General features: G+C 72.8%; 19 protein-coding genes. 8 read left to right on the top strand and 11 right to left on the bottom strand.

The window, feature by feature from the left end:
• Positions 1-3 precede the first annotated feature (3 nt).
• Both AB0F89_RS23025 and AB0F89_RS23020 read right to left on the bottom strand, forming a co-directional pair.
• Complete coding sequence (locus tag AB0F89_RS23025; RefSeq protein WP_367127623.1) at positions 4-1,062, bottom strand: DUF3103 family protein; 1,059 nt, start codon at positions 1,060-1,062, stop codon at positions 4-6.
• 313 nt (positions 1,063-1,375) lie between these two features.
• Complete coding sequence (locus AB0F89_RS23020; RefSeq protein ID WP_367127622.1) at positions 1,376-1,918, bottom strand: EF-hand domain-containing protein; 543 nt, start codon at positions 1,916-1,918, stop codon at positions 1,376-1,378.
• Between the two features lie 13 nt (positions 1,919-1,931).
• Between AB0F89_RS23020 and AB0F89_RS23015 the strand changes: the two genes are divergently transcribed.
• From AB0F89_RS23015 to AB0F89_RS23005, 3 genes are read left to right on the top strand one after another with little or no spacing between them, the layout of a single operon-like run.
• A complete protein-coding gene (locus AB0F89_RS23015) occupies positions 1,932-3,077 on the top strand; it encodes an SDR family oxidoreductase (RefSeq protein WP_367127621.1) in 1,146 nt (381 codons plus the stop codon).
• Positions 3,074-4,753, top strand: coding sequence for a fatty acyl-AMP ligase (locus AB0F89_RS23010; protein WP_367127619.1), 1,680 nt, complete (start codon positions 3,074-3,076; stop codon positions 4,751-4,753). Before AB0F89_RS23015 ends, AB0F89_RS23010 begins: the two co-directional genes overlap by 4 nt.
• Positions 4,746-4,991 carry an acyl carrier protein gene (locus tag AB0F89_RS23005; protein WP_367127617.1) on the top strand — a complete coding sequence of 82 codons (246 nt, stop codon included), beginning with the start codon at positions 4,746-4,748 and terminating at the stop codon, positions 4,989-4,991. Before AB0F89_RS23010 ends, AB0F89_RS23005 begins: the two co-directional genes overlap by 8 nt.
• Positions 4,992-5,022: 31 nt before the next feature.
• Here the strand turns inward: AB0F89_RS23005 and AB0F89_RS23000 are convergent, their stop codons facing one another.
• The 6 genes from AB0F89_RS23000 to AB0F89_RS22975 form a co-directional block, all read right to left on the bottom strand.
• Entirely contained in the window at positions 5,023-5,667 is a 645-nt protein-coding gene (locus AB0F89_RS23000; RefSeq protein WP_367127616.1) for a hypothetical protein, read from the bottom strand.
• 105 nt (positions 5,668-5,772) lie between these two features.
• A complete protein-coding gene (locus AB0F89_RS22995) occupies positions 5,773-6,423 on the bottom strand; it encodes a response regulator (protein ID WP_367127615.1) in 651 nt (216 codons plus the stop codon).
• The gene (locus tag AB0F89_RS22990; RefSeq protein WP_367127614.1) at positions 6,408-7,490 is read right to left on the bottom strand and encodes a hypothetical protein; all 1,083 of its coding nucleotides are present in this window, start codon (positions 7,488-7,490) and stop codon (positions 6,408-6,410) included. Before AB0F89_RS22990 ends, AB0F89_RS22995 begins: the two co-directional genes overlap by 16 nt.
• Complete coding sequence (locus AB0F89_RS22985; RefSeq protein WP_367127613.1) at positions 7,487-8,548, bottom strand: ATP-binding protein; 1,062 nt, start codon at positions 8,546-8,548, stop codon at positions 7,487-7,489. Before AB0F89_RS22985 ends, AB0F89_RS22990 begins: the two co-directional genes overlap by 4 nt.
• Positions 8,549-8,713: 165 nt before the next feature.
• Positions 8,714-9,637, bottom strand: a complete 924-nt coding sequence (locus AB0F89_RS22980) for a helix-turn-helix domain-containing protein (protein ID WP_367127612.1) — start codon at positions 9,635-9,637, stop codon at positions 8,714-8,716.
• Positions 9,638-9,712: 75 nt separating this feature from the next.
• Positions 9,713-10,909: a S1 family peptidase gene (locus AB0F89_RS22975; RefSeq protein ID WP_367127611.1), complete on the bottom strand. Its 1,197-nt coding sequence runs from the start codon at positions 10,907-10,909 to the stop codon at positions 9,713-9,715.
• Positions 10,910-11,188: 279 nt separating this feature from the next.
• On the opposite strand from AB0F89_RS22975, the gene AB0F89_RS22970 reads away from it, so the two are divergent.
• The 3 genes from AB0F89_RS22970 (at position 11,189) to AB0F89_RS22960 (ending at position 15,862) form a co-directional block, all read left to right on the top strand.
• Positions 11,189-12,322, top strand: a complete 1,134-nt coding sequence (locus AB0F89_RS22970) for an ROK family protein (protein ID WP_367127610.1) — start codon at positions 11,189-11,191, stop codon at positions 12,320-12,322.
• Positions 12,323-12,679: 357 nt separating this feature from the next.
• A complete protein-coding gene (locus tag AB0F89_RS22965) occupies positions 12,680-14,794 on the top strand; it encodes a PQQ-dependent sugar dehydrogenase (protein WP_367127608.1) in 2,115 nt (704 codons plus the stop codon).
• 63 nt (positions 14,795-14,857) lie between these two features.
• Positions 14,858-15,862, top strand: a complete 1,005-nt coding sequence (locus AB0F89_RS22960; protein WP_367127607.1) for an SMP-30/gluconolactonase/LRE family protein — start codon at positions 14,858-14,860, stop codon at positions 15,860-15,862.
• An 84-nt stretch (positions 15,863-15,946) separates the two neighbouring features.
• Here the strand turns inward: AB0F89_RS22960 and AB0F89_RS22955 are convergent, their stop codons facing one another.
• On the bottom strand, positions 15,947-17,038 hold the full coding sequence (locus tag AB0F89_RS22955; protein WP_367127606.1) for a hypothetical protein: 1,092 nt from the start codon (positions 17,036-17,038) through the stop codon (positions 15,947-15,949).
• 48 nt (positions 17,039-17,086) lie between these two features.
• The gene (locus tag AB0F89_RS22950; RefSeq protein ID WP_367127605.1) at positions 17,087-18,559 is read right to left on the bottom strand and encodes a S8 family serine peptidase; all 1,473 of its coding nucleotides are present in this window, start codon (positions 18,557-18,559) and stop codon (positions 17,087-17,089) included.
• Positions 18,560-19,086: 527 nt separating this feature from the next.
• Between AB0F89_RS22950 and gdhA the strand changes: the two genes are divergently transcribed.
• Positions 19,087-20,427 (top strand): NADP-specific glutamate dehydrogenase, encoded by a 1,341-nt coding sequence (gene gdhA / locus AB0F89_RS22945; protein ID WP_367138979.1) that lies wholly within the window; start codon positions 19,087-19,089, stop codon positions 20,425-20,427.
• A 176-nt stretch (positions 20,428-20,603) separates the two neighbouring features.
• Here gdhA and AB0F89_RS22940 read toward each other — a convergent pair whose 3' ends face one another.
• The gene (locus tag AB0F89_RS22940) at positions 20,604-21,626 is read right to left on the bottom strand and encodes a zinc-dependent alcohol dehydrogenase family protein (protein WP_367127604.1); all 1,023 of its coding nucleotides are present in this window, start codon (positions 21,624-21,626) and stop codon (positions 20,604-20,606) included.
• 211 nt (positions 21,627-21,837) lie between these two features.
• Between AB0F89_RS22940 and AB0F89_RS22935 the strand changes: the two genes are divergently transcribed.
• Positions 21,838-22,743, top strand: a complete 906-nt coding sequence (locus tag AB0F89_RS22935) for a helix-turn-helix transcriptional regulator (RefSeq protein ID WP_367127603.1) — start codon at positions 21,838-21,840, stop codon at positions 22,741-22,743.
• The last annotated feature ends 114 nt before the right edge of the window (positions 22,744-22,857 follow it).

Genomic DNA, 22,857 nt, shown 5'->3' with positions numbered 1-22,857 from the left:
GCCCTACAGCGGCGCGACCCAGTACGGGGCGACGGTCATCGTGCCGTTGCCCGCCGCGCCGCGCAGGGTGCCGCCGGTCGCGGTCGAGAGGGTGTACCAGGAGTCGACGTAGTCGGGGTCGTCGGTCCACCAGCCGTCCGGCAGGGCGTTGAGGATCGCGTTCACCAGCGGGATGTACACGCCGCCGTCGACGATGGTCAGCAGCGCCTGGGTGAGCGCGAGGGCGAGGTCGCGGTAGTTGGTGCCGCCGTCCTCCTCCATCATGACGATGTCGGCGAGGTCGTACTTGTACTCGGAGAAGTGGACCAGGAGCTGGTTGGGGTAGTAGGTCTTGCCGTCGTCGTCCAGGTAGGGGAGCTGGACGGTGTCGACCTTGACCTTGCCGTCCAGGCCGAACCCGGCGGTGATCGTGAAGATCTCCGCGTCGCCCTTGTGCCACGGCTCGTGGTCGTCGTCCAGGCGGATCGACGTGAGCTGCGTGGCCCAGTAACCGGCGGCGGGCGCGACGGCGGAGGACAGGCCGCGCTGCGACAGCGCCGAGCGCAGCACCTCGGAACCCTTGGTCAGCGCGACGGCGGCGTCGACCTCCACCAGGTAGACCGGGCGCGTCGGCACCCGGTCGGCGGCGAGCGCCACCCGCCGTCCCGCGCGGTCGTAGGCCGTCACGGTCGTCGCCGCGTCGTCGGTGGAGGAGGCCGCGACCAGCGGTGCGGCGCCCCGGCGCAGCGCGGCGGCCATGTCGGCGTGCGCGAGTCGGATCGTGAGCAGGGACGTGCCGTCCTGCGGCAACCCCTTGGCGGTCAGGACCGCCCGGTCGGCGTCGCGCACGGCCCGCCCGAGCGCGGTGTCCCCGGCCGCCCGCGCCAGCGGCACCGGGTGGGTCGAGGTGGCCGACAGCAGGCCGGCGCGCCGGGCGTCGTCGGCGAACTCACCCGCCAGCCGTGCGGCGATCCGGTCGGTGACCGCGGCGACCGAGCCGGCCGGGGCGGCGGCGGGCTGGGCGTGCGCGGGCGCGGTCGTCAGGCCGGCGGCGACCGCCAGGGCTCCGAGCGTCGAGACCACGACCCGAGTGTGGCGCGGCAGTGACATGGCCATACCTCCCGTTACTCCGCGTGCAGGGACGGTTGGGGAGAGTGATACCTGAAAGAATTACACGAACTCTTCCCGGCAGTTGTCAATGCCCCACCCGCACCCCGCACCACCGGTCCCGAACCCGGACGTCCCGCGACATCAACGCGCTTCCGGGTCGACGTCCGCCCCATCCGACGCGCACGAAGGGCCGTGGCGCCACCGCAACGCGGTGACGTCACGGCCCGGTCGCCGGGGACGGCGCGACTCGGAACACCGCTGGGGCCACTTCGGAGGAGGAGGCGGGTCAGGCCGCGATCGGGCCGAAGATCCAGTTCCCCCTGGCGCCCTCGTCCGAGCTGCGGAAGAACTGCTCGTTGGCGGCGTGCAGTTCGTCGCGGTCGAGCCAGCCGTTGCCGTTCAGGTCGAGCTTGTCGAAGGCGGCGCTGCCCGCGTCCTCGGACAGGCGGAAGGCGCTGGCGGCCATGCGCACGTACTCGGTCCGGGTGATCCGGCCGTCGCCGTCGACGTCCATCAGGTCGTAGAAGGCGTCGGCGACCGGTGCGATGTGGTTCCGATAGCCCTCCTCGGACGCGGCCACGAACCGGTCCATGCCCGCGGAGTACTCCTCGACGTCGACGCGCTCGTCCCCGTCGGCGTCCATCGGGAGCGTGACCGCCTCCCACAACCGGTCGTAGCGGTCCCGGACGAGTTCGCTCTCGGCCGAGCCCGGCGCGTACCCGAACGCGGTGACGAGCCGGTCGGCGGAGGCCGTGTAGTCCATCCTGTCGATGGTGCCGTCGTCGTCGACGTCCAGCAGTGCGAAGAGGTGCGCGAGTTTCCGTTTCATCAGTTCGTCGAGCATGGGATTGCGACCCTTTCTCCGAGGGGCACTACTCTGGCGATGCGAAGGCTACTGTCAGCTGTGCGAACACGGGAAGGTTGTCCCCATGGCCGACCACGTGGTAGACGGGGCCAATGGGTTTGTGGCCTCCCACCTCATCGGCGCGCTCGTGGCACGCGGCGACTCGGTGATCGCTTTGGCGCGCGCCAGCGAGGAAGTCGTCAGGAGAAAGGTCGCCGACGCCTTGACCACGCTGCACCTGGACCCCGCCCTGGTGAAGAAGGTGCAGGTCAGGCCGTTCTCGCTGGCCGAACCGGGCCTGGGGACACCGACGTCCGAGCTGTTCGCCGAACCCTGCGCCTATTGGCACAGCGCCGCCCTCATCACGTTCTTCCCGCGTCGCGAGGCCGAATTGCACGCGGTCAACGTGGTCGGCTCGGCCAACACCGCTGCCGCGTTCGCGCGGCACGCGAAACCCGGTTCCCGGTACGTCCACGTCAGCACCGCTTACCAACACGGAACCACTCAGGGCAAAGCGCTGGAGCAATGGCCTGAATACGGTCACCCATCCGAGTTCAGAAATCACTACGAGCACTCCAAAAGACTCGCCGAAGTAGCACTCTCCCAGACCGAGTTAGCACAGAAGGGTGATGTATTGGTCACCCGATTGGGCGTCATGGTTGGTCACTCCGGCACCGGGCGGGCGCTGTCCGACCTCGGCGTCTACGACTTCATCAGGGTCATCGCGCTGTTCGCGAGGCGCACCCCCGGCGAACGCGTCCGCTTCGTCTGCCACCCGAGGGCGACCCTGCACCTGACGCCCGTCGACAGCACGGTGGACCGGCTGCTGGCGCTGGTGGGCGGTCCGCTCGACCGGCCGGTGCGGCACCTCGTGCCCCCGACCGCGGTGCCGGTGGCCGACCTGTTCGCCGCGATCTCCCGGCACCTGCCCGTCGAGCTGGTCGCCGTCACCGCCGCGGACGTCGAGGCCGAGCCGTTCGGCAGGTTCGAGGCGATCGTCAACATGCGGTGCAAGTTCACCTCCCCCTACCTGCGCCACGAGTACGAGTTCGAGTCCCGCGCGGACGCCGAGACACCACCGGTCAGCCCCCGCGTCCTCGACCTCCTCATCTCCTGGTACACCCGAGAGGGGCTGCCCGGATGACGGACTTCGTCACCCGCTTCCGCGCGCACCCGCGCGCCGACCGGAAGATCACCCTCCTCCGGGACGGGCGCCCGGCGGTCGAGCTGACCCACCTCGAACTGGACCGGAGGGCCAGGGCGGTGGCGGCCTGGCTGACCCGGTCCGGGCTGGCGGACGAACCGGTGCTGCTGCTCTACCCCGCCGGGCCGGACTTCCTCGTCGCGTTCCTCGGCTGCCTCTACGCGCGCGCCGTGGCGGTGCCCGCGCCCCTGCCCTCGTCCGGGGCCTCGCGGGCCGACCGGGTGGACCGCCTGGTCGAGGACTCGGGCGCACGGGTGGTGCTCACCGACGAGGCGCACGTGGCCGCGCTCGGCGGCCTGTCGGCACGCGCCTTCGACGAGACCGCCGACCCCGACTCCTGGGAGCCGCCGGAGGTGGGCGCCGACACCGTCGCCTACCTGCAGTACACCTCCGGGTCGACCAGCCGGCCGCGCGGCGTCGAGGTCACCCGCGGCAGCCTGACGCACAACCTGGAGCTGTTCGGGAAGATCAGCGGCGGCGTCCCCGTCCGGCGGATCGGCGGCTGGCTGCCGCACCACCACGACATGGGGTTGGTCGGGCTCCTGCTGCAGTCCCTGCACGCGGAGGCCGACCTGGTCCTGCTCTCGCCGGAGGCGGTGGTCGCCCGGCCGATCCGCTGGCTGCGCGCGATCAGCGACCACCGGGTGGACTGGACCGTGGCGCCCGACTTCGGCTACGCGTGGGCGACCCGCCGGATCGGCGACGGGGAGCTGGCCGGGCTCGACCTGTCCTGCCTGACGATGGCGGTCAGCGGGGCCGAGCCGATCCGGATCGCCACGCTGGACGCGTTCGCCGACAGGTTCGGGCCGGTCGGGTTCCGGCGCGGCGCGCTGAAACCGGGGTACGGGCTCGCCGAGTCCACCCTGGTGGTCACCTGCACGTCACGCGAGCGCGACCTGACCGTCCGCTCGTTCGCCCCGGCGTCGCTGGCGGCCGGCGAGGCCGTGCCCGCGCCGGCCGCGGACGGGGTGCCGCTGGTCGGGTGCGGCGAGCCGAGCGACATGCGGGTGCGCGTCACCGACCCGGTCACGGGCGTCGAGGTGGGCGACGGCACGATCGGCGAGATCCGGGTGGCCGGGCCCAGCCTGGCCGCAGGTTACCACGGCGACCCCGCCGCGACGAGCGCCACGTTCGTCACCGGCCCGGACGGCCGCTGGTTGCGGACCGGCGACCTGGGGTTCCTCCTCGACGGGCAGCTGTACGTCACCGGGCGGCTGAAGGAGCTCATCATCGTCCGCGGCCGGAACCTCTACCCGCAGGACGTCGAGGTCTCGGCGCGGGAGGCGCACCCGGACGCGGGCCGGGGCGCGGCCTTCGGCGTGCGGGACGCCGACTCCGGGGAGCACGTCGTGCTGGTGCAGGAGGTGCGCCGCGCCGCGCAGGGGAACCCCGCCGCGTTCGCCGATGCCGTGCTCGACGCCGTGACCAGGCAGTTCGGCGTGTCCGTGAGCATCGTGGTCGTCCGGTCGAACGCGATTCGCCACACCACGAGCGGCAAGGTGCGGCGCGGGCACATGCGGGAGCTGTTCCTCGGCGGTGAGCTGCCGGCGCTGCACAGCGCGCTGTCCCCCGCCGTGGCCGCCATCATCGCCGACCCGGAGGGGGACCATGTCTGACGAGACGTTGAGGGCCTGGCTCGTCGACGCCGTGGCCGGGTACCTGGAGCTGCCGCCGTCACAGGTCGACACCGAGGCGGCGCTGCGGTCGCTCGGCTTCGACTCCGTGCACGCCATGGGGCTGTGCGTCGACATCGAGGAACGCTGGGGCGTCCTGGTGGAACCCACGCTGGCCTGGGACTTCCCGACCATCGACAGCATCGTGGCGCACCTGGGCCGGCAGGTCGACCGGACGTGAGCCGCGCGCGGCGGCCGTCACCCGCTCGTGCTCACTTCTCCCAGATCAGGGGCGCCTTCTCGTAGCCCTCGGCGCGGTCGAAGCTCGCCGACGCCACCGCGGAACCCTCGCGGGTCCCCTGGAGCACGCAGGTCTCGTACTTCGCCCCGGCGGTGGTGAAGTCGCGGCCGGCGCTCTCGGACTCGCACCGGTCGGTGTCGCCGCTGATGATCACGCCGGTGCCCTTGCCGTCGCCACCCAGCGCGCGCAGGCTGACCGAGCTGTGGGCCAGGTCGGTGCCGCCGACGTTCTCCACCGTCACCCGGATGTAGACCGGGGTGATGCCCTTGGCCTTCTCGCCGAACTTGGCCAGCTCCGCGTTCGTCCCCTCCTCGATGGCGGTGACCGTGAGGGCGATGGTGCCGTTCTTCTCGGTGCCGTACTTGAACGGCACGACGGCGCGTTCCCCGACCTTCAGCTTGGACCCGGGCGCGGTGACGTCCCCGGCGGGTTGGGCGGCGCTGGTGGCGGTGCCGCGGCTGCTGGTGGTGCTCTTGGCGGTGGTGCTCTCGGCGGTGGCGGACGAGGCCGTGGTCTCGCCGGGCGTGGCGGACCCGTCGGTGGAACTGCCGCAGGCCGACAGCAGCAGGGCCGCCGAACCGGCCGCGAGGAACAGGGCGCCGCGGACGTGCGTCAAAACGGTACTCCTAACGGGCGAGGGATTCGCCTCGCAGGCTAGCCCTGTCGGACGCCCTGGGTTGTGGGTCGTTCGCACCACACCCGCGCGGGTGACGTGGTGCGGTCAGAGGTCGTCGAGGCCGATCAGTCCGTCCTGGATGGCGCGCGCCACCAGCGCGGCCTTGGTCGGCGCCTCCCGCCCGATCAGGGCGTACTTGATCCGGATGCGCTCCAGGTGCGAGTTGACCGTGCTCACCGAGATGCCCAGCCGGCGGGCCACGAAGTCCTTCGACTCCGACTGGAACCACTCCACCAGCACCTCGGTCTCGCGGTGGGACAGCGCGGGCCGGGTCTCCGAGCGGTCGCCCGCGAGCGCGCCCGCCAGCGACGGCGGCGTGTACGGCCGCCCCTCCCCCGCCGCCCGCACGGCCGGCACCAGGTGCTCCGCGCCCTCCGCCTTCGTCAGGTAGCACAGCGCGCCCAGTTCCAGGCACTGCAACGCGATCCGGTCGTCGGCGCGCATCGAGTACACGACGACCCGCCGCCCGACCTCCGCCAGCCGCCGCAGGTCGCCCAGCGCGGGCGTCGGGCCGCCCAGGTGCAGGTCGAACACGACCACGTCGGCGCGGGCGCCCTCGTCCAGCCAGGCCACCCCGACGTCCTCGCCGTCGGCGACGACCCGGATCGGCGGCTCGCCCGACGACAGCCAGTACGCGACGCCGGCCCGCACCGCCGGGTGGTCGTCCACCACCACCGCGCTCAGCTCGTCCGCCATCGGGCCTCCGTCCGGGTCTGCCCACCGTACGTGTCGCACCGCACGTCGACCGGGCCCGACGCGGGTCCCACGGGCGCCGCCGTGTCCGCCACCACCGCCAACCGCACCTCGCCGTCGGCGCGCAGCAGGCTGACCCGCGCGCGTTCCCGCGCCGCCGACAGCGCCGCCGCCACCGGGGCGATGAGCTGCCGCCGCACGTCCGTCGGCACCGGCACCACCTCGCCGCTCACCGCCAGCGACACGACCAGGCCGCGCCGCTCGGCGACGTCCACGCACGCCGACACCTCGTGCACCAGCGGGTCGGGCGACTCGTCGTGCTCGGCGAACAGGCGGCGCAGCTGGGTCGCGGCGAACGCGCACCGCCGCCGCGTCTCCTCCGCGCGCGGGTCGAGCACCCCGTCGGCCAGGTCGGCGAGCAGGGACAGGGTGCTGCCCAGCCCGCCCGCGAACCCGGCCCGCAGGTCCCGCGCCCACTGCTCGGCCGCCGCCGCCCCGGTCGCGGCCCGCTCCTGCGCGGCGGCCGCCTCCGCCGCCCGCCGCGCGTTGCGCAGCAGGAACCGGGTCAGCAGCAGCACGCCGAGCTGGAAGCTGGTCACGCCGAGCACCACCACGCCGGCCGCGCCGACCTCCGTCCGGTCCGGGGCGCCGGCGAGCGCGAACTGGGCGATCTCGGCGGCGACGTGCGCGCCGAGCGCGACCGCCAACCACCGCGCGCGGTCGACCAGCAGCACCAGCAGGTGCCAGCCGGCCTGGCCGAAGGACCAGTGCTCCGCGCCGAAGTGCCCGTCCGGCGGCAGCGCGGCCGTGGCCGTCGCCGACGCGACCAGCACCACCACCGTGCCCAGCGCCACGACCGGGCCCGGGATCGGCCGCCGCCGCACGATCCACAGGGCGCTGACCAGCGTCACCAGGATCAGCGCCAGGTAGGCGGCGGTCGCGCCGGGACCGTTGTCGTGGGACAGGAGCGGAACCAGCCCCAGCCCGGGTTGGATCACCGCCACCACCCCGAGCAGCACCAGCCGGATGCTCGCGGCCACCTCGTCGACCGACGCCCGGGGCTCGATCACGCCGGCCACGCCAACCGGACCACCGTGCCGCCGGCGCCCGAGGTCACGGCGGCCGACCCGCCCGCGTCCGCCATCCGCGCCACGATCGACCCGCTGATCCCGCGCCGGTGCCCGGACACCCGGTCCGGGTCGAACCCGCGCCCCCGGTCGACGACCGTGACCACCACCCCGTCGCCGGCGGGGACCACCGCGACCTCCGCGCGCGCCGTCCCCGCGTGCCGCTCGACGTTCAGCAGCGCCTCCCGCACCGCGCGCACCAGCGCCAGGGCCACCGGGGCGGGCACCGGAGTGGTGGACGTCCGGGTCGTGACCTCCACCGGGGACCGGTCCGCGACCTCCCGCAGCGACGTGCCCACGTCCACCAGGCTGTCGCCCGACTCGCGGGCGCGGGTCAGCAGCTCCAGGTCGCGCCGGGCGAACCCGGCGACGGCGCCGGCGTCGACCGCGCTGCCCTGCGTGGCGACCACCAGGAACGTCGCCGAGGCGGTGTCGTGCAGCAGCGCCAGGTACTCCCGCTCGCGGGCCCGCCGCTCGGCCGCCAGCACCTCCGCCCGCTCCACCTCGGCCTGCCGCACCCGCTGCTCGTCCACCCGCCACGTCGAGCGGCGGACCACGACGTGGGCCAGCCGGGCCAGCGAGCACTCCAGCAGCACGCGGAGCACCACCGCGCCGTCGAACCCGGCGGCCCACACCTGCACGCCGAGCAGCGCGGCGGTGACCGGGGCCGCCACGGCGGGCCGCCACTCCCACTGGAGCGTGATCGCGGTGGTGGTCAGGACGTTCAACGCCCACAGCCCGGACTCGCCGCCGAGGACGCCCTGCGCCGCGCACACCGCCACCACCCGGACGACGGCGAAGCCGAGCGCGACCCGGCGGTCGAAGAAGTCCGCGACCGCGCCGACCACCATCAGGCCCAGCAGCGCGAACCCGACCGGCAGCGCCTCGTCCGACACCGAGCAGACGCCGAACGCGCTGAGCAGCACCACCCCGACCCCTCGCACCGGCCCGGCGAACCGGCCGACGGCGGCGCGGACCCCTGCCTCGACCTGACCCGCCACGGGCCGGACTCTAACCCGCCGAAGTGCGGGAAGCGCCCTCGCGGTCGCGCCACCGGGCAGCCCGAGGGGCGGTCACGCCGTGTGGGAGGCGGCAGCGGTTGGTCACCGCGGTCGAACGGGCCTCGGGCAAAGGCGGGACGGGTTCCGGATCGGAATCGCGCACCCTCACTCCCACTCCCAGGAGATGCCGTGCACGCCGGGGTCGCACTTGGACAGGTAGAGGTGCGCCTGGCCGGCGGGGTCGACCGGGATGCGGCGGCGCTGCTGGGCGGGCGCGTCGACGCGAGGACGTTGGTACGCGTAGCAGCGGGCCGGGAGGGTGACGCGGTCGAAGCAGACGCGGAGCAGGTAGTTGTCCGGCGTGGCGCGGAAGCGGCGTTCGTGGCCGCGCGAGGGGACCTCGCTCTCCCCCATCACCCACTCGTACTCGACCACCGCGGTCTCGTTCTTGCCCAGCGACCGGCCGAACTCGATCTCGGCCGAGGCGTACCCGCTGTCCTCGGACACCTTCAGCGCGCCGAGCTTGCCGCCGCGCACCACCACGTGCGACGGCATCACGTCGCCCTCGTCCACGCCGTGCACGGTGACGAAGCGGTCGCAGCCGTCGCCCGTGCAGCGCAGCACCTGCGTGGTCGACACCCGGCGCAACGACCGGCGGGCGTCGACGAAGCACGTCTCGGTGGCGGTGAGCACGGCGATGTCCGGGTTCGGTTCCGGCTGGTCGCCGAGCACCGCCCGGATCGGCGGGTTCGCGCCGTAGAGGGTTTCCAGGCTCAGCCGGCCACCGGTCGTGCGCCGGCCGCGCGGGCGCGGCGGTTCGAGGAATTCGAACAGCGTGTCCCGCGGCAGGTCGAGGATGCCCTCCAGCTCGCGCAGCGCCCGCAGCGAGTTCGGCCGCTCGGGTCGGCTGCGCCCCTGCTGCCAGTAGCTCAGCGTGGCGATGCTGATCTCCACCCCGCGGTCGGCGAGCCGGGCGCGGATGCGGTCGAGGGTGAGGTCGCGCCGTGCTATGGCCGCGCGCAGCGCGTCGGCGAACTTCTCCTGGCACAGGACCTGCTCAGGTCCGGGATGTCGCTCTGGAGCTGCCATGACCGAGTATGACCACCCAAATTGGTGAATGTCGATACCCCTGGACGGAGTATCGACACCCACCTCGTGACCGGATCAGCCGACGTTGAGGGTCAGCCCGTAGTAGGACAGCGCGTCGCTCAACGGCTGGAAGTACGAGGACTTCCCGCTCTGGTAGCCCCCGTTGAACGTGCACTGCTGGTTGGTCGGGCCACCCGAGGTCATGCCCTGCGCCTGGTTGCCGGAGATGTAGGCGCCGCCGCTGTCGCCGCCCATCGTGCAGACGGTCGACTTGCCCAGACCGCGAACCACGGTCGAGGGACCGCCGTTCGGGTCGATGTAGGTGACGGTCTGGTTGTAGCCGGTGATCGAACCGCAGGTCCAGCCGGTCGTGGCGCCGGACTTGCAGATCGACGAGCCGACCGAGCCGCGCGAGGCGCCCCTGACCGTGATCAGGCCCGCGGCGCCCCAGGTGCCGACCTGGGTGGTGATCGAGTTGCCCGCGTCGAGCCGGGCCACGCCCATGTCGACGCTGTCCGAACCCAGCGCGTACCGGCTGCCGGCGCCCCTGGCGAAGCGGGCGCCGTTGTAGTGGAGCGTGGCGTTGCCCGCGACGCAGTGCCCGGCGCTGACCAGGTACTGCACCCCGCTGCTCGACCGGGCGCCGAACCCGACCGAGCAGTAGCCGGAGCCGCCGTTCAGCGTCATCTTGCTGCCGGGGTAGATGGCCGCCTGCGCGGTCAGCTCCTGCCGCACCTCCTCCACCCGGACCGCCGAGCCGTGCTCGGCCGCCGCCGCCAGGAACGCCCGAGCCGGCGGCTTAGTGCGGTCGACCACCTGGATCGTGACGACGTCCGCCGCCACGTCCACGCCCCACGAGGCGACACCGGCGGGGACCTGGCGGGACGCGAGCCGGTCGAGGCGCGCCTGCACCTCGTTCAGCGCGGCCTCGCCGCGGGCCGGCGTGCGGGCGGCGAGGCCGGCCGCCCGAGCCCGCTCCGCACCCGCGCGGTCGGCGTTGACGGTCAGCGTGCCCGACCCGTCGAAGAACGCGCCGTCGACCCGCACGCCGCGCTCCGCGAGCCCGGACAGCCGGTGCTGCTGGTCGGCCTCGCGGTCCAGCCGCCGGACCGCGGCGGCTTCGTCGACGCCCAGCGTGCGCGCCAGGGCGGCGACCATCTCGGGCTCGTACCCGGAGCCGGTGGCGGGCGCCGCCACCGCGCCGCCGGTGAACAGGGTCGTGGAGAAGAGGCAGGACAGGGCGACCACGCCCAACAATTTGTTCCGAAGCACTACGACAACCTTTCAACGCCGGGGAACGCCACCACAGGGGACAAAACGCGCGTGAATTGATTCGCGCGTTCGGTCGATGGGCCCTCTCCGGTCGGCGAAGCTCACCGCCGCAGGTCGGAAGTCTGACACCGCCCGGAAGCGCGGAGCAACGACTCATTTTTCACAAAGAGTCCGGTAAACTCTTGAAATGATCGGGCGACAAGTCGGAGCGGAATTCGGCCCGCGCGTTCCCGGCGTTCGCTGACGCGGACTTCGCACCGGGCCCGCTATCGTCGGCCGGTGACCTCGGACGCCGGCGCCCGCACCACCCCCGCGTGGCCGGAGCTGTCCGACATCGCCCGGGACGTCCTGCTGGACGTGCTGGTCCACGGACCGCTGTCCCGGGCCGAGATCGCCGACCGGCTGCACCTGTCCCGGCCGACCCTCACCCGCGTGACCAGGTCCCTGATGCTCGAAGGGCTGCTGGTCGAAGGCGACACCAGGCCGCGGCCCTCGGCCGGGCGGCCCTCCGAGATGCTGCACGTGCGGGGCGCGGCCCACCACTTCCTCGGCGTCAAGCTGACCGCCGACCGGCTCCACGCCACGATGACCGACCTCACCACGGTCCCGGTCGCCACCACCGAGGAGCCGCTGCGCTCCCACGACCCGGACGACGTGGTCGACCAGATCGCGCGGGTCGCCGCCCGCCTGCCGACCGCCACCGGCGTGGGCGTGACCCTGGGCGGGGTCGTCCTCGACGGCGTGGTCGTGCGCGACGAGCACCTGGGCTGGATCGACGTGCCGCTCAAGTCCGCGGTGACCAGGGCCACCGGCGTCCCCACCGCGGTCGGCAACGACGTGCAGGCGCTCACCGCCGCCCAGCACTGGTTCGGCCCCGGCGCCGGCCTGACCTCGATGGCGGTGATCACCGTCGGCGCGGGCGTCGGCACCGGTCTGATCGCCAACGGCGCCCTCGTCGAAGGCGCGCACGGCCTGCCGCCCCGCTTCAGCCACACCCTGGTCGACACCGGCGGCCCGCTGTGCGGCTGCGGCCGGCGCGGCTGCGTCTCCAGCTACCTGCTCACCCACGTCATGCTGCGGCGGCTGACCGGCCGACCCACCTACGACCAGGCCCTGGACCGGGCCCGCGCCGGAGACCCCGAAGCCAGGCAGGTGTTCGACGAGGCAGGCTACGCGCTCGGCGTGCTCATCGGCACCGTCGCCAACGCCACCGACCCGCAGAAGGTACTGCTCACCGGCGAGGGCCTGCCGCTGTACGAGGTATCGGCACAACTGGTGCACGACGGCATCGAGGACACCTTCGACGACGACCCCGGCCTGATCGACCTGGACGTGCGGCCGTTCGACTTCAGCGAGTGGGCCAGGTCCAGCGCCGCCCTGGCCGTCAAAGCGACGATCACCGACCGGGGCTGATCACGGGCGCGAGCCTCGGTGTTAGCGCTAACGAAGATCCGGGACAAACCTCCGCTGCTCTTGTCGACGGTGAACGCGTCGCGCTACGGTGCCCCTGGGAACGCTCCCAGCCGCGCCGCCCGATGACCCTGCTCGCAAGGAGGCGAAGCATGGACCACGTGCGCAAGAGACGCTCGGACCGTTCTCGTTCCGCTTGAGACGCGGCTCGCTCCCTTCGGGACGATCGCCCGCCGCGTCCTGCGGCACTTCCGCCACACCCCTCCTGCGCACGTCGACCGCCGCCGACGTGGCGTTGTGACGACGCATTTTGTTAGCGATAACAAGGCGAGTGCCCTTGCCCTCCTTGAGAGGAAGACCATGCGAGATCCCCTGGCGACCAGGAAGAAAGCCCTTCCCCGCTCGCGTTTCCGCGCGGTGTGGGTGGTGGCCCTGTCAGCCCTCGGTGTCGTGCTCCCACTCCCCGCCGCGTCGGCCGCCACCGTGGACACCAGCGCCTCGTACGTGCTGGTCAACCGCAACAGCGGCAAGGTCCTGGACGTGTACGGGCGCAGCACCGCGGAAGGCGCCCGGATCGCCCAGTACACCCGCAACGACGGCGCGTGGCAGCAGTGGCAGTTCGTCGACTCCGGCGGCGGTTACTACCGGATCAGGTCCAGGCACAGCAACCGGGTGCTGAGCTTCCCGTCCACCGCCGACCGCGCCGGCCTGGTGCAGACGACCGACGCCGGGCTCACCGGTCAGCAGTTCCGGTTGGTCGACTCGCCCGATGGTCACGTGCGCCTGCTCAACCGGGCCAGTGGCAAGGCCGTGGACGTGCTGAACGCCTCCACCGGCGACGGCGCGCAGGTCGTCCAGTGGCCCGACACGGGCGGCGCCAACCAGCAGTGGCGGCTGGTCAGGCTCGGCGCGGACACCACGCCGCCGACCACGCCCGGCGACCCCCGGGCCTCGAACCTGACGTGCACCGGGGTGACGTTCTCGTGGTCGGCGGCCACGGACGACGTCGCGGTGGCGTTCTACGACGTCTACCAGGACGGCCAGCTGAGGACCTCGGTGCCGGGCACCGCGCTGTCGGTGGGCCTGGCCGTCGTGCCGGGCGTCACCTGGGGCCTGTACGTCAACGCCCGTGACGCCGCGGGCAACGTCTCCCAGGCCAGCTCCACGGTCACCATCACCGTGCCGCAGTGCCAGGCCGACACCACGCCGCCCAGCACGCCCACCGGGGTGACGGCGACCGCGTCGGGCACCTCGGTCGCGGTCCGCTGGTCACCCGCCACGGACAACATTGGCGTCACCGGTTACGAGGTGCTGCGCGACGGCGTCCAGGTGGGCTCGACCAGCGGCGCGACCTCGACGTCGTTGACCGACAGCGGCCTGGCCGCGAACACCCGCTACGAGTACCGGGTGCGGGCGCGCGACGCGCAGGCCAACCGCTCGGCCCCGAGCGCGGCGGTCGCCGTCACGACCGGCGGCGCCTGCGCCACGGCGCTGTGCTCGGTCACCAGGGTCACCACCGAGACCGACCTGCCCTGGGGCCTGGCCACGCTGCCCGACGGGCAGGTCCTCTTCGGTCGCCGCGACACCTTCGAGCTGGTCCGCCTCACCCCCGCGACCGGCGCGAAGACCGTCGTCGGGCGCGTGCCGAACGCGGCCGGGACGGACGGCGAGGGCGGGGTCCTGGGCATCGCCGTGGCGTCGGACTTCACCGCCGACCCGTGGGTGTACGTCATGCACACCAGCCCGACCGACAACCGGGTGGTGCGCATCCGCTACACCGGCGGCGCGCTCACGGGCACGCCGCAGGTGCTGCTCACCGGCATCCCGCGCAACAAGTACCACAACGGCGGCCGGCTGCGCTTCGGTCCCGACGGCAAGCTCTACGTCGCCACCGGCGACGGGCAGAACGCCGAGTGGGCGCAGGACCGCGGCAACCTCGCCGGCAAGGTCCTGCGCATCGACCGCGACGGCGGCGTCCCGTCGGACAACCCCTTCGGCACCCCGGTCTGGAGCTACGGCCACCGCAACCCGCAGGGCCTGGCCTTCGACTCGCAGGGCCGGTTGTGGGAGCAGGAGTTCGGCAACTCCGTCATGGACGAGACGAACCTGATCGTGCGCGGCGGCAACTACGGCTGGCCGCGCTGCGAGGGCACGACCGGCAGCTGCGGCGAACCCGGTTTCATCGCGCCCAAGCGCACCTACCCGGTCGCCGAGGGCTCGTGCAGCGGCATCGCCGTGGTCCGCGACGCGCTCTACCTCGCCTGCCTGCGCGGTGCGCGGCTGTACCGGGCCGACATCTCCGGCGAGAGCCTGACGAACGTCCAGCAGTACCTCAACGGCACTTACGGGCGGCTGCGCACCGTGGAGCCGTCCGCCGACGGTGGTCTGTGGCTGACCACCAGCACCCGCGGCGACAAGGACAGCATCGCCAACAACAGCAGCGAAAGCATCCTCAAGGTCGAGCTCGGACGATGACCCGGCCGCGGGGTGGGGTGACCGCTCCACCCCGCGGCTCCGCCGATCACGAGAGGAAAGCCCATGACCCACCGCACGACAGCGCGGCGCCGTCGCACGTGGACGCTCACGGCGGTGGCGATCACCATCGCCGGCACCGTGGCTCCCGGCGCTTCCGCCCACGCGGCACTGGCATCGCCGTGCACCCCGGGGGCGACCTACGGACCGCCGTTACCGACCAGGGCGGTGACGTCCCAGCTCATCCGAGGGGGGTTCAACTTCCTCGAAGGTCCCACGTGGGACCAGCGGACGGGCACCCTGTTGTTGTCGAACATGCAAAACCCCACCGGTCCCCAAGGCGTGCAGCCGTCCTCGGTGCTCCGGTTCACCCCGCCGGCCACGTTCGGGACGTTCATCGCCGACTCCGGCAGCAACGGCCTGGCGGTCACCCCCGACGGCTCGCGGCTGCTCGCCGCCACCCACGACAACCGGACCGTCTCCTCCTACAGCCTGACCGACCGCAGCCGCACCACCGTCGCGGCGAACCACCAGGGTCGGGCGTTCAACTCCCCCAACGACCTGACCACCGGCCAGGACGGCACCACCTACTTCACCGACCCCAACTTCCAGCGCGGCAACCGCGCCGACGAGCAGGGCGGTCGGACCAGCGTCTTCCGCGTCCGCAACGGCGTGGTCAGCCTGGTGGACGACACGCTGTCGCAGCCCAACGGCATCGTCCTGTCGCCGGACGGCAGGACGCTCTACGTGGGCGGCAGCAACTCGATCGTGAAGTACGCCGTCGCCGCCGACGGCTCCACCGGCAACCGCACGACGTTCGCGAGCATCCGGACTCCCGACGGGGCGACCATCGACTGCGCGGGCAACGTGTACTGGGCGTCCTACGAAGAGGGCCTGGTGCACGTCTTCTCGCCGACCGGAACGCGGCTGGGCGCCATCTCCGCCGGTCGCAACACCACCAACGCGGCCTTCGGCGGCCCGGACGGCCGGACGCTGTACCTCACCTCGGGCGTGCCCGGCTCGTTCGGCCTCTACCAGGTGCGCCTGAACGTGCCGGGCAACCACTACTGAACAGGACCACCCCGGCGTCATGACAGCAGGACGAAGCCCTTCCCGCGCGGGAAGGGCTTCGTCCTGCCTGGTGTCCAGGCGCCGCTAGCGCACGATCCACGAGGTCGTGCCGGCCCGGCGACTCGTCGCCGTCAGCGCCACCCCGCAGTTGGGCCGGTACACCATCCGGTTGGCGCACTTCGCGAGGTTCCAGTTCGTCGCGAGGAACGACCCCGCCGGCGGGTTCGGGTGGAAGTAGTCGTTGACGTTGCAGTCCCAGTAGTAGTCCAGGTTCCCGTTCGGGGACGGGCACACGTTCGAGCGGTAGTTGCCCGAGTGGGGGCCGCCGTCCTTGTAGCACATGACGTCGGCGTCGTCGTTGCAGTGACCGGCGCCCGAGCTGTTGGGCGAGTTCGGGAGCACCGCGCCCATGGAGTGACCCTGCTCGTGCAGCATGTAGGTGAAGGGGCACCGCCCGTAGACCACCGCGATGCCGGGCGCGTTGTTGACGGAGTTCTCCACGCCGGGCCGGGTGTCGCCGCTGCCGTAGGCGACGCCGCCGCCGCACCCGCCGTCCCCCCAGTAGACGACGTTGTCCTGGCCGGCGACCCGCTGGCCCTGGCGCGCGACCTCCTGGTCGATGGCGCTGATCGCGCTGTTGTCGTGGCCGCTGCGCAGGACCCGGACGGCGGGCCGGCCCGTGGAGTCGCACGCCACGCGCAGCGACAGGTCGCCGCCGTGCTGCGCGGCGCGGCTGGACACCATGTCGTTGGACTGCAGGAAGTGCTGCCTGATCAGCGGGACCATCGTCGCCGACGCGTCGGGCGCGCCGGAGGGGATCAGGTAGACGAGCTGGATGCGGTACGAGTCCGTCGCGCAGTGGTGGGAGCGCGCGGCCAGGGACGCCGTCGCCGACGGGCTCACCACGTCCCGGACGCCCTCGTGCTCGGGGCGCGGGGCGTCGAAGTGGGTCACCTGGTCGCCGTGCGCGGTGCGCACCTTGAACTGGCCGTTGCCCAGCGCGCACGCGTCGTCGCCCAGTGCGGGCTTGGGCGCGGACTCGTCGTGGTGGCAGTGCTCCGCGACGGCGGCGGCGGCAGCGGCAGCGGGAACCGGGGTGTCGGCGGCTGCCGCGCCGGTCGGGGCGAGGAGGGAAGCGATGGCCGCGCCGGACGCGAGGAGCCTTGTGACGGACACTCGGACCTCCGAGGATCAGGCAGGGGTGGGTGGCGGCGGTCGGGCGGGTCAGAGACCGCGCGGCCACGAGGACGACGGCGCGGCGGGGAGGGCGGCGATGGCGGCGCGCAGGTTGGGCAGCGGGCCGATGTTCCCGGTGCCGGGGTTGACCTGCGGCGTGCCGGTGGACTTCAGGATGGCGCGCACCTGACCCGGGCTGAGGATGACGCCCCGCTGCTCGGCGATGCTGGACAGCGAGGCCGCGGCCGCCGCCACGATCGGACCGGCGCTGGACGTCCCGCTGAAGCTCGCCGTGTAGTGGGCGTTGGCGCCGCCGCTGCTGTGGAGGTTCCCGTAGCCGGTGCTCACCACGCAGTTGCCCCAGCCCTGCACGTCGATGCGGCTGCCGTGGGTGGAGAAGTTGAGCCGGGTGCGGGCGGTGCCGCACCCCGGGGCGACTCCGGCGCCCTCGATGATCGCGCCGGAGTCGGGCCTGCCGCGCGGGAACCGGCTGCCGAAGCACGGGTCGTCCAGGTTCATCGAGCCGTTCCCCGCCGTCTCGACCACGTTGATGCCCGAGGACGTGGTGGCGACGATCGCGTCGTAGATCGCCGGGACCCACTCGGGGGCGACGTACCCGGTGCAGCCGGCCGGGCCCGACGTCTGCTGCTCGACGAGCAGCACGTCGCCGGGCCGCAGGGCGCGGGCCAGGACCAGGACGGCGTTGGCGACGTCCCAGCCGCGCTCGGTGTTGGCGGCGTTGGTGACGTGGATGGGCGAATCGGGGACCAGGCCGGTGACGCCGCCCGCGTTGGCGTCGCCGACGAGGATGCCCACCACGGCGGTGCCGTGGTTGTTGTCGTTGAACGGGTCCCGCACGGTGCCGTTGCGGACGAACGCACCGGGGGCGCGCAGCTTGGACAGGTCCTCGTGGGCGGTGTTCCAGGCGTACTCGATGTCGCCCACGCGCACGTTCGCGCCGGTGCCGCCGGGGACCGTCCGGGCGTAGTCGGCGTCGATGCCGCTGCTGGTGGCGGCGGAGCGGTAGCCCTGGCGAGGGGTGAAGTCCGGCGCGATCGGCGACGGCACCGCGAGCGGTTCGGCGTAGGCGATCTCGATCTCGCGCAGCGCGTTGAGCGCGTCGACGACCGCCGCCGCGTCGGCGCCCGGCCGCAGGTCCAGGCGGTACCAGAGGGTGAGGTCGGCCTGGGCGCGGCCCGAGCGGGTCGCCGCCTGGTCGGTGAACGCCCGCAGCGCCTCCTCCGGGGCGGTGAACAGCCGCCGCACCGCCGAGACCGAGCCGGAGCGGAGCACGTCCCGGACCGCCGAGAGGTCCGTGCCCGCCGCCGACGTCAGCTCGGCGCCGCGCAGCCGGACCCGGCTCCCCTCCGCGAACTTCACGTGCACGTGCTCACGGGAGTCGTTCGCCGTGAGGGTGGTCGAGACCGGCTTCTCCGGCGCCTGGTACCGGGCCCCGGACGTCGGCGCGGCCGGCTCGGCGGCTTGAGCGGGTGCGACGGGCGAAAAGGAGAGCGCCGCCATGAGGCAAACAGCGGTCGTGCGCGTCCGGCGTGGAGGACCGGCCGTTCGTAAGGTTCTGATCACTGAAACCTCTCGTTGAGTGCGCAGGGGTGAGGCGTGACCTGATGCGACGGCGGCGGACTGCGAATCCCGAATCCTCACTGGAAAGCTGATCGACCTGTCGGCGGAGCAGCGGCGAGCGCAGTGCCCGAATAGGACGGGGACGATTCACCGACCGGCCGGGGGTGGTCGGTCGGTGAGTGCGCCACCAAGCACTGTGGCAGCCGAAAAACATTTCGGCAATGCCGCCAAACCGGTTTCGCGACTGTGCCGGCCGCGGACCGGGCGCCCGGTGCGGGAGGCCGGGGCCGTGCCGCCGGACCGTCCACGGGCGGTCCACCCGGGGGCCGCGGACCCGGTTCGGGCCGGCCGTGGTGACGACCGCCACAGGTCGGCCGGCTTGCCCCCCGTCGCGCCGCGGGGTCAGCTTGGAGGAGAGCTCTGACCACATCCATCCTGTTAGGACGATCGGGGAACGGCGAGTGGCGATCCTGGACGAGAAGCTGGGCGACATCTACGACGAGGTGCTCCGGCGCAACAGCGGCGAGCTGGAGTTCCACCAGGCGGTGCACGAGGTGCTCGACAGCCTCGGACCGGTCGTGGCCAAGCACCCGCAGTACCTCGACGCCGCCGTGATCCGCAGGCTCTGCGAGCCCGAGCGGCAGATCATCTTCCGCGTGCCGTGGGTGGACGACTCCGGCGCCGTGCGGATCAACCGCGGCTTCCGGGTGGAGTTCAACTCCGCGCTCGGCCCGTACAAGGGCGGCCTGCGCTTCCACCCCTCGGTCTACCTGGGCGTGGTGAAGTTCCTCGGGTTCGAGCAGATCTTCAAGAACGCCCTGACCGGGATGCCCATCGGCGGCGGCAAGGGCGGGTCGGACTTCTCCCCGAGGGGCCGCTCCGACGGCGAGGTGATGCGCTTCTGCCAGGCGTTCATGACCGAGCTGTACCGGCACATCGGCGAGTACACCGACGTGCCCGCCGGGGACATGGGCGTGGGCGGCCGGGAGATCGGCTACCTGTTCGGCCAGTACAAGCGCATCACCAACCGCTACGAATCCGGTGTGCTCACCGGCAAGGGCCTGACCTGGGGCGGGTCCCAGGTGCGCACCGAGGCGACCGGCTACGGCACGGTGTTCTTCGCCGAGGAAGTGCTCAAGGCCAACGGCGACTCCCTCGACGGCAAGAAGGTCGTCGTCTCCGGCTCCGGCAACGTCGCCGTGCACGCGGTGGCGAAGGTGCGGCAGCTGGGCGGCACGGTCATCGCGTGCTCGGACTCCGACGGCTACGTCGTGGACGAGGACGGCATCGACCTCGACCTGCTCCAGGACGTCAAGGAGACCCGCAGGGCGCGCATCTCCGAGTACGCCGCGGGCCGTCCCCGGAGCCGCTACGTCGAGGGCGGCTCGGTGTGGGACGTGCCGTGCGACGTCGCGCTGCCCTGCGCCACCCAGAACGAGCTGAACGGCCACGACGCGAAGACCCTGGTCGACAACGGCTGCAAGCTGGTCGCCGAGGGCGCCAACATGCCGTGCACGCCCGACGCGGTGCGCCTGTTCAGCGACGCGGGCGTGCGCTTCGCCCCGGGCAAGGCCGCCAACGCGGGCGGCGTGGCCACCAGCGCTCTGGAGATGCAGCAGAACGCCTCACGCGACTCCTGGACCTTCGAGCACACCGAACAGCGCCTGGCGGCCATCATGAGCGGCATCCACGAGCGCTGCCTGGAAACCGCCGACCTGTACGGCAAGCCGGGCGACTACGTCGCGGGCGCCAACATCGCGGGGTTCATCCAGGTCGCCGACGCGATGCTGGCCCTCGGCGTCATCTGATCCCGTGCCGGGCGGGGTCGGTCGACCCCGCCCGGCCGAGGCGGCGCGTTCGGGTGGAATTCGTTCGACGATTTCTTCGCGAATTCCTTCGAATGGAGAGCCGCAGCGGTCTCACCGGCGGAAATCATTTGCGGTCGACGCTAGGCCGTCGCCGGTGAACCGCCAGGGCACGGTTGTCACGGGCGCAGCAGGGTCTTGATGGCGCGGCGTTCGTCCATCGCCCGGTAGCCCTCGGCGGCCTGCTCCAGCGGGAGGGTGAGGTCGAAAACCTTGCCGGGGTCGATCGCCCGGTTCTGGATGAGGTCGATCAGCTCGGGCAGGAAGCGGCGGACGGGGGCCGGGCCGCCGTGCAGGTGGACGTGGGAGAAGAACAGGTCCATGCCCGGCAGCGCGACGTCGTGGGTGACGCCGACGTAGCCGACGTGCCCGCCGGGGCGGGTGGAGCGGATGGCCTGCATCATCGACTCCTGGGTACCGACCGCCTCGATGACCGAGTGCGCGCCCAGCCCGTCGGTCAGGTCCTTGACCCGGGCCACGCCCTCGTCGCCGCGCTCGGTGACGATGTCGGTGGCCCCGTACTCCGAAGCGAGCTTCTGGCGGGACTCGTGGCGGCTCATGGCGATGATCCGCTCCGCGCCCAGCTGCTTGGCCGCCAGCACGCCCAGCAGGCCGACCGCGCCGTCACCGACCACGGCGACGGTCTTGCCGGGACTGACCTCGGCGGCCACGGCGGCGAACCAGCCGGTGCCCAGCACGTCGGAAGCCGCCAGCAGCGACGGGACCAGGTCGTCGTCGGGCAGCTCCGGGGTGGCGACCAGGGTGCCGTCGGCCAGCGGGACGCGCAGGTACTGGGCCTGGGAGCCGATGCCGCCCATGGGCACGCGGTGCAGGCACGAGGACTGGTAGCCGGCGCGGCAGACCTCGCAGGTGTTGTCCGAGGCGAAGAACGAGCCGACCACGAACTGCCCCGGTCGCAGGTCCCGGACCTCGCCGCCGACCTCCTCGACCACGCCGACGTACTCGTGGCCCATCGGCGTCGGGCCGCCGACCTCCTCGACGCCCCGGTACGGCCACAGGTCCGACCCGCAGACGCAGGTCGCGGACAGGCGGAGCACCACGTCGGTCGGCGCGAGGACGCGCGGGTCCTCGCGCTGTTCGACCCGGACGTCGCCGGGGGCGTGCAGGACAGCGCTGAGCATGGTGGTTCTCCTCGATCTTCTCCGTGGGTGCCCGCCTGACCCGGGTGGACCCCGTGCCGCGGCGAAACGTGACCCGATGGTGTGACCGGTGGCGACCGCCCGATCACCTCGGTGTCCAGGACACCACTCCCGCCCACCACGAGGGAGTCCCCGCTGAAGGGTGTACCGGCAGGGCACCCCTCGCGCGCGGCGCGGGACCTACCGTGGTGGGGTGGACAACCGCTCCGAAGTTCGCGAGTTCCTCGTCTCGCGGCGGGCCAGGGTCACCCCACACCAGGCCGGCCTGCCCTCCGGCGGCAACCGCCGCGTGCCCGGTCTGCGCCGCACCGAGGTCGCGGTGCTGGCCGGGGTGAGCGTCGAGTACTACTCGAAGCTGGAACGCGGTGCGCTCGCCGGGGTCTCGGCGGGGGTGCTGGACGCCGTCGCGCGCGCCCTCCGGCTCGACGAGGCGGAACGCGCCCACCTGTTCGACCTGGCGCGGGCCGCCGACGGCACGAGCGCCCTGGTGCGCCCGCGCCGGAGCAGGACCCGGCACTGGGCGCCGCACCCCAGCCTGCAGTGGACCCTGGACGCGATCACCGCCGGTCCGGCGTTCGTCCGCAACGGCCGCATGGACCTGCTGGCCTCCAACGCCCTCGCGCGGGCCTTCCACTCCCCGCTGCACGCGCTCCCCCAGCAGCCGCCGAACCTGGCGCGGTTCCAGTTCCTGGACCCCGCGTCCCACCGGTTCCACCCGGACTGGGACCTCTTCGCCGACACGTGCGTCGCCATCCTGCGCACCGAGGCCGGGCGCAACCCGCACGACAGGGACCTCCACGACCTGGTCGGCGAGCTGTCCACCCGCAGCGACGAGTTCCGCCGCCGGTGGGGCGCCCACGACGTGCGCCACCACGGCACCGGCTCCAAGACCTTCCACCACCCCGTCGTCGGCGAGCTCACCCTCGCCTACGAGGGCCTGGAGATGGCGGCCGAGCCGGGGTTGACCCTCACCGTCTACGCCGCGGAACCCGGTTCCCCGTCCGAGGAGGCGCTGCGGCTGCTCGCGTCCTGGGCCGCCTCGCCGGGGGCCGGCGCTCCGGCGCGGTCGCTGCCGCGCTCGCCCGGCCCGTCCTCGTGACCGGGGTGGCCGGACCGGCCATCCAAGACCAAGGCGGCCACACCCGCAGGTGCGTTCGCGGCACCCGAAGAGCGAACGTCGAGCACGCCCCGCACCCGCTGTGGCCACTCGGCG

It is taken from the genome of Saccharothrix sp. HUAS TT1 (genome assembly GCF_040744945.1).
Lineage (GTDB): Bacteria > Actinomycetota > Actinomycetes > Mycobacteriales > Pseudonocardiaceae > Actinosynnema.
This window is presented reverse-complemented; position numbering and strand designations above follow the sequence as displayed.

Excerpts from the sequence above, each read along its gene's own strand:
- AB0F89_RS23020 (WP_367127622.1), bottom strand. The coding sequence starts at position 1,918 with ATGAAACGGAAACTCGCGCACCTCTTCGCACTGCTGGACGTCGACGAC.
- AB0F89_RS23015 (WP_367127621.1), top strand. The coding sequence starts at position 1,932 with ATGGGATTGCGACCCTTTCTCCGAGGGGCACTACTCTGGCGATGCGAA.
- AB0F89_RS23010 (WP_367127619.1), top strand. The coding sequence starts at position 3,074 with ATGACGGACTTCGTCACCCGCTTCCGCGCGCACCCGCGCGCCGACCGG.
- AB0F89_RS23005 (WP_367127617.1), top strand. The coding sequence starts at position 4,746 with ATGTCTGACGAGACGTTGAGGGCCTGGCTCGTCGACGCCGTGGCCGGG.
- AB0F89_RS22995 (WP_367127615.1), bottom strand. The coding sequence starts at position 6,423 with ATGGCGGACGAGCTGAGCGCGGTGGTGGTGGACGACCACCCGGCGGTG.
- AB0F89_RS22980 (WP_367127612.1), bottom strand. The coding sequence starts at position 9,637 with ATGGCAGCTCCAGAGCGACATCCCGGACCTGAGCAGGTCCTGTGCCAG.
- AB0F89_RS22965 (WP_367127608.1), top strand. The coding sequence starts at position 12,680 with ATGCGAGATCCCCTGGCGACCAGGAAGAAAGCCCTTCCCCGCTCGCGT.
- AB0F89_RS22960 (WP_367127607.1), top strand. The coding sequence starts at position 14,858 with ATGACCCACCGCACGACAGCGCGGCGCCGTCGCACGTGGACGCTCACG.
- AB0F89_RS22950 (WP_367127605.1), bottom strand. The coding sequence starts at position 18,559 with ATGGCGGCGCTCTCCTTTTCGCCCGTCGCACCCGCTCAAGCCGCCGAG.
- AB0F89_RS22940 (WP_367127604.1), bottom strand. The coding sequence starts at position 21,626 with ATGCTCAGCGCTGTCCTGCACGCCCCCGGCGACGTCCGGGTCGAACAG.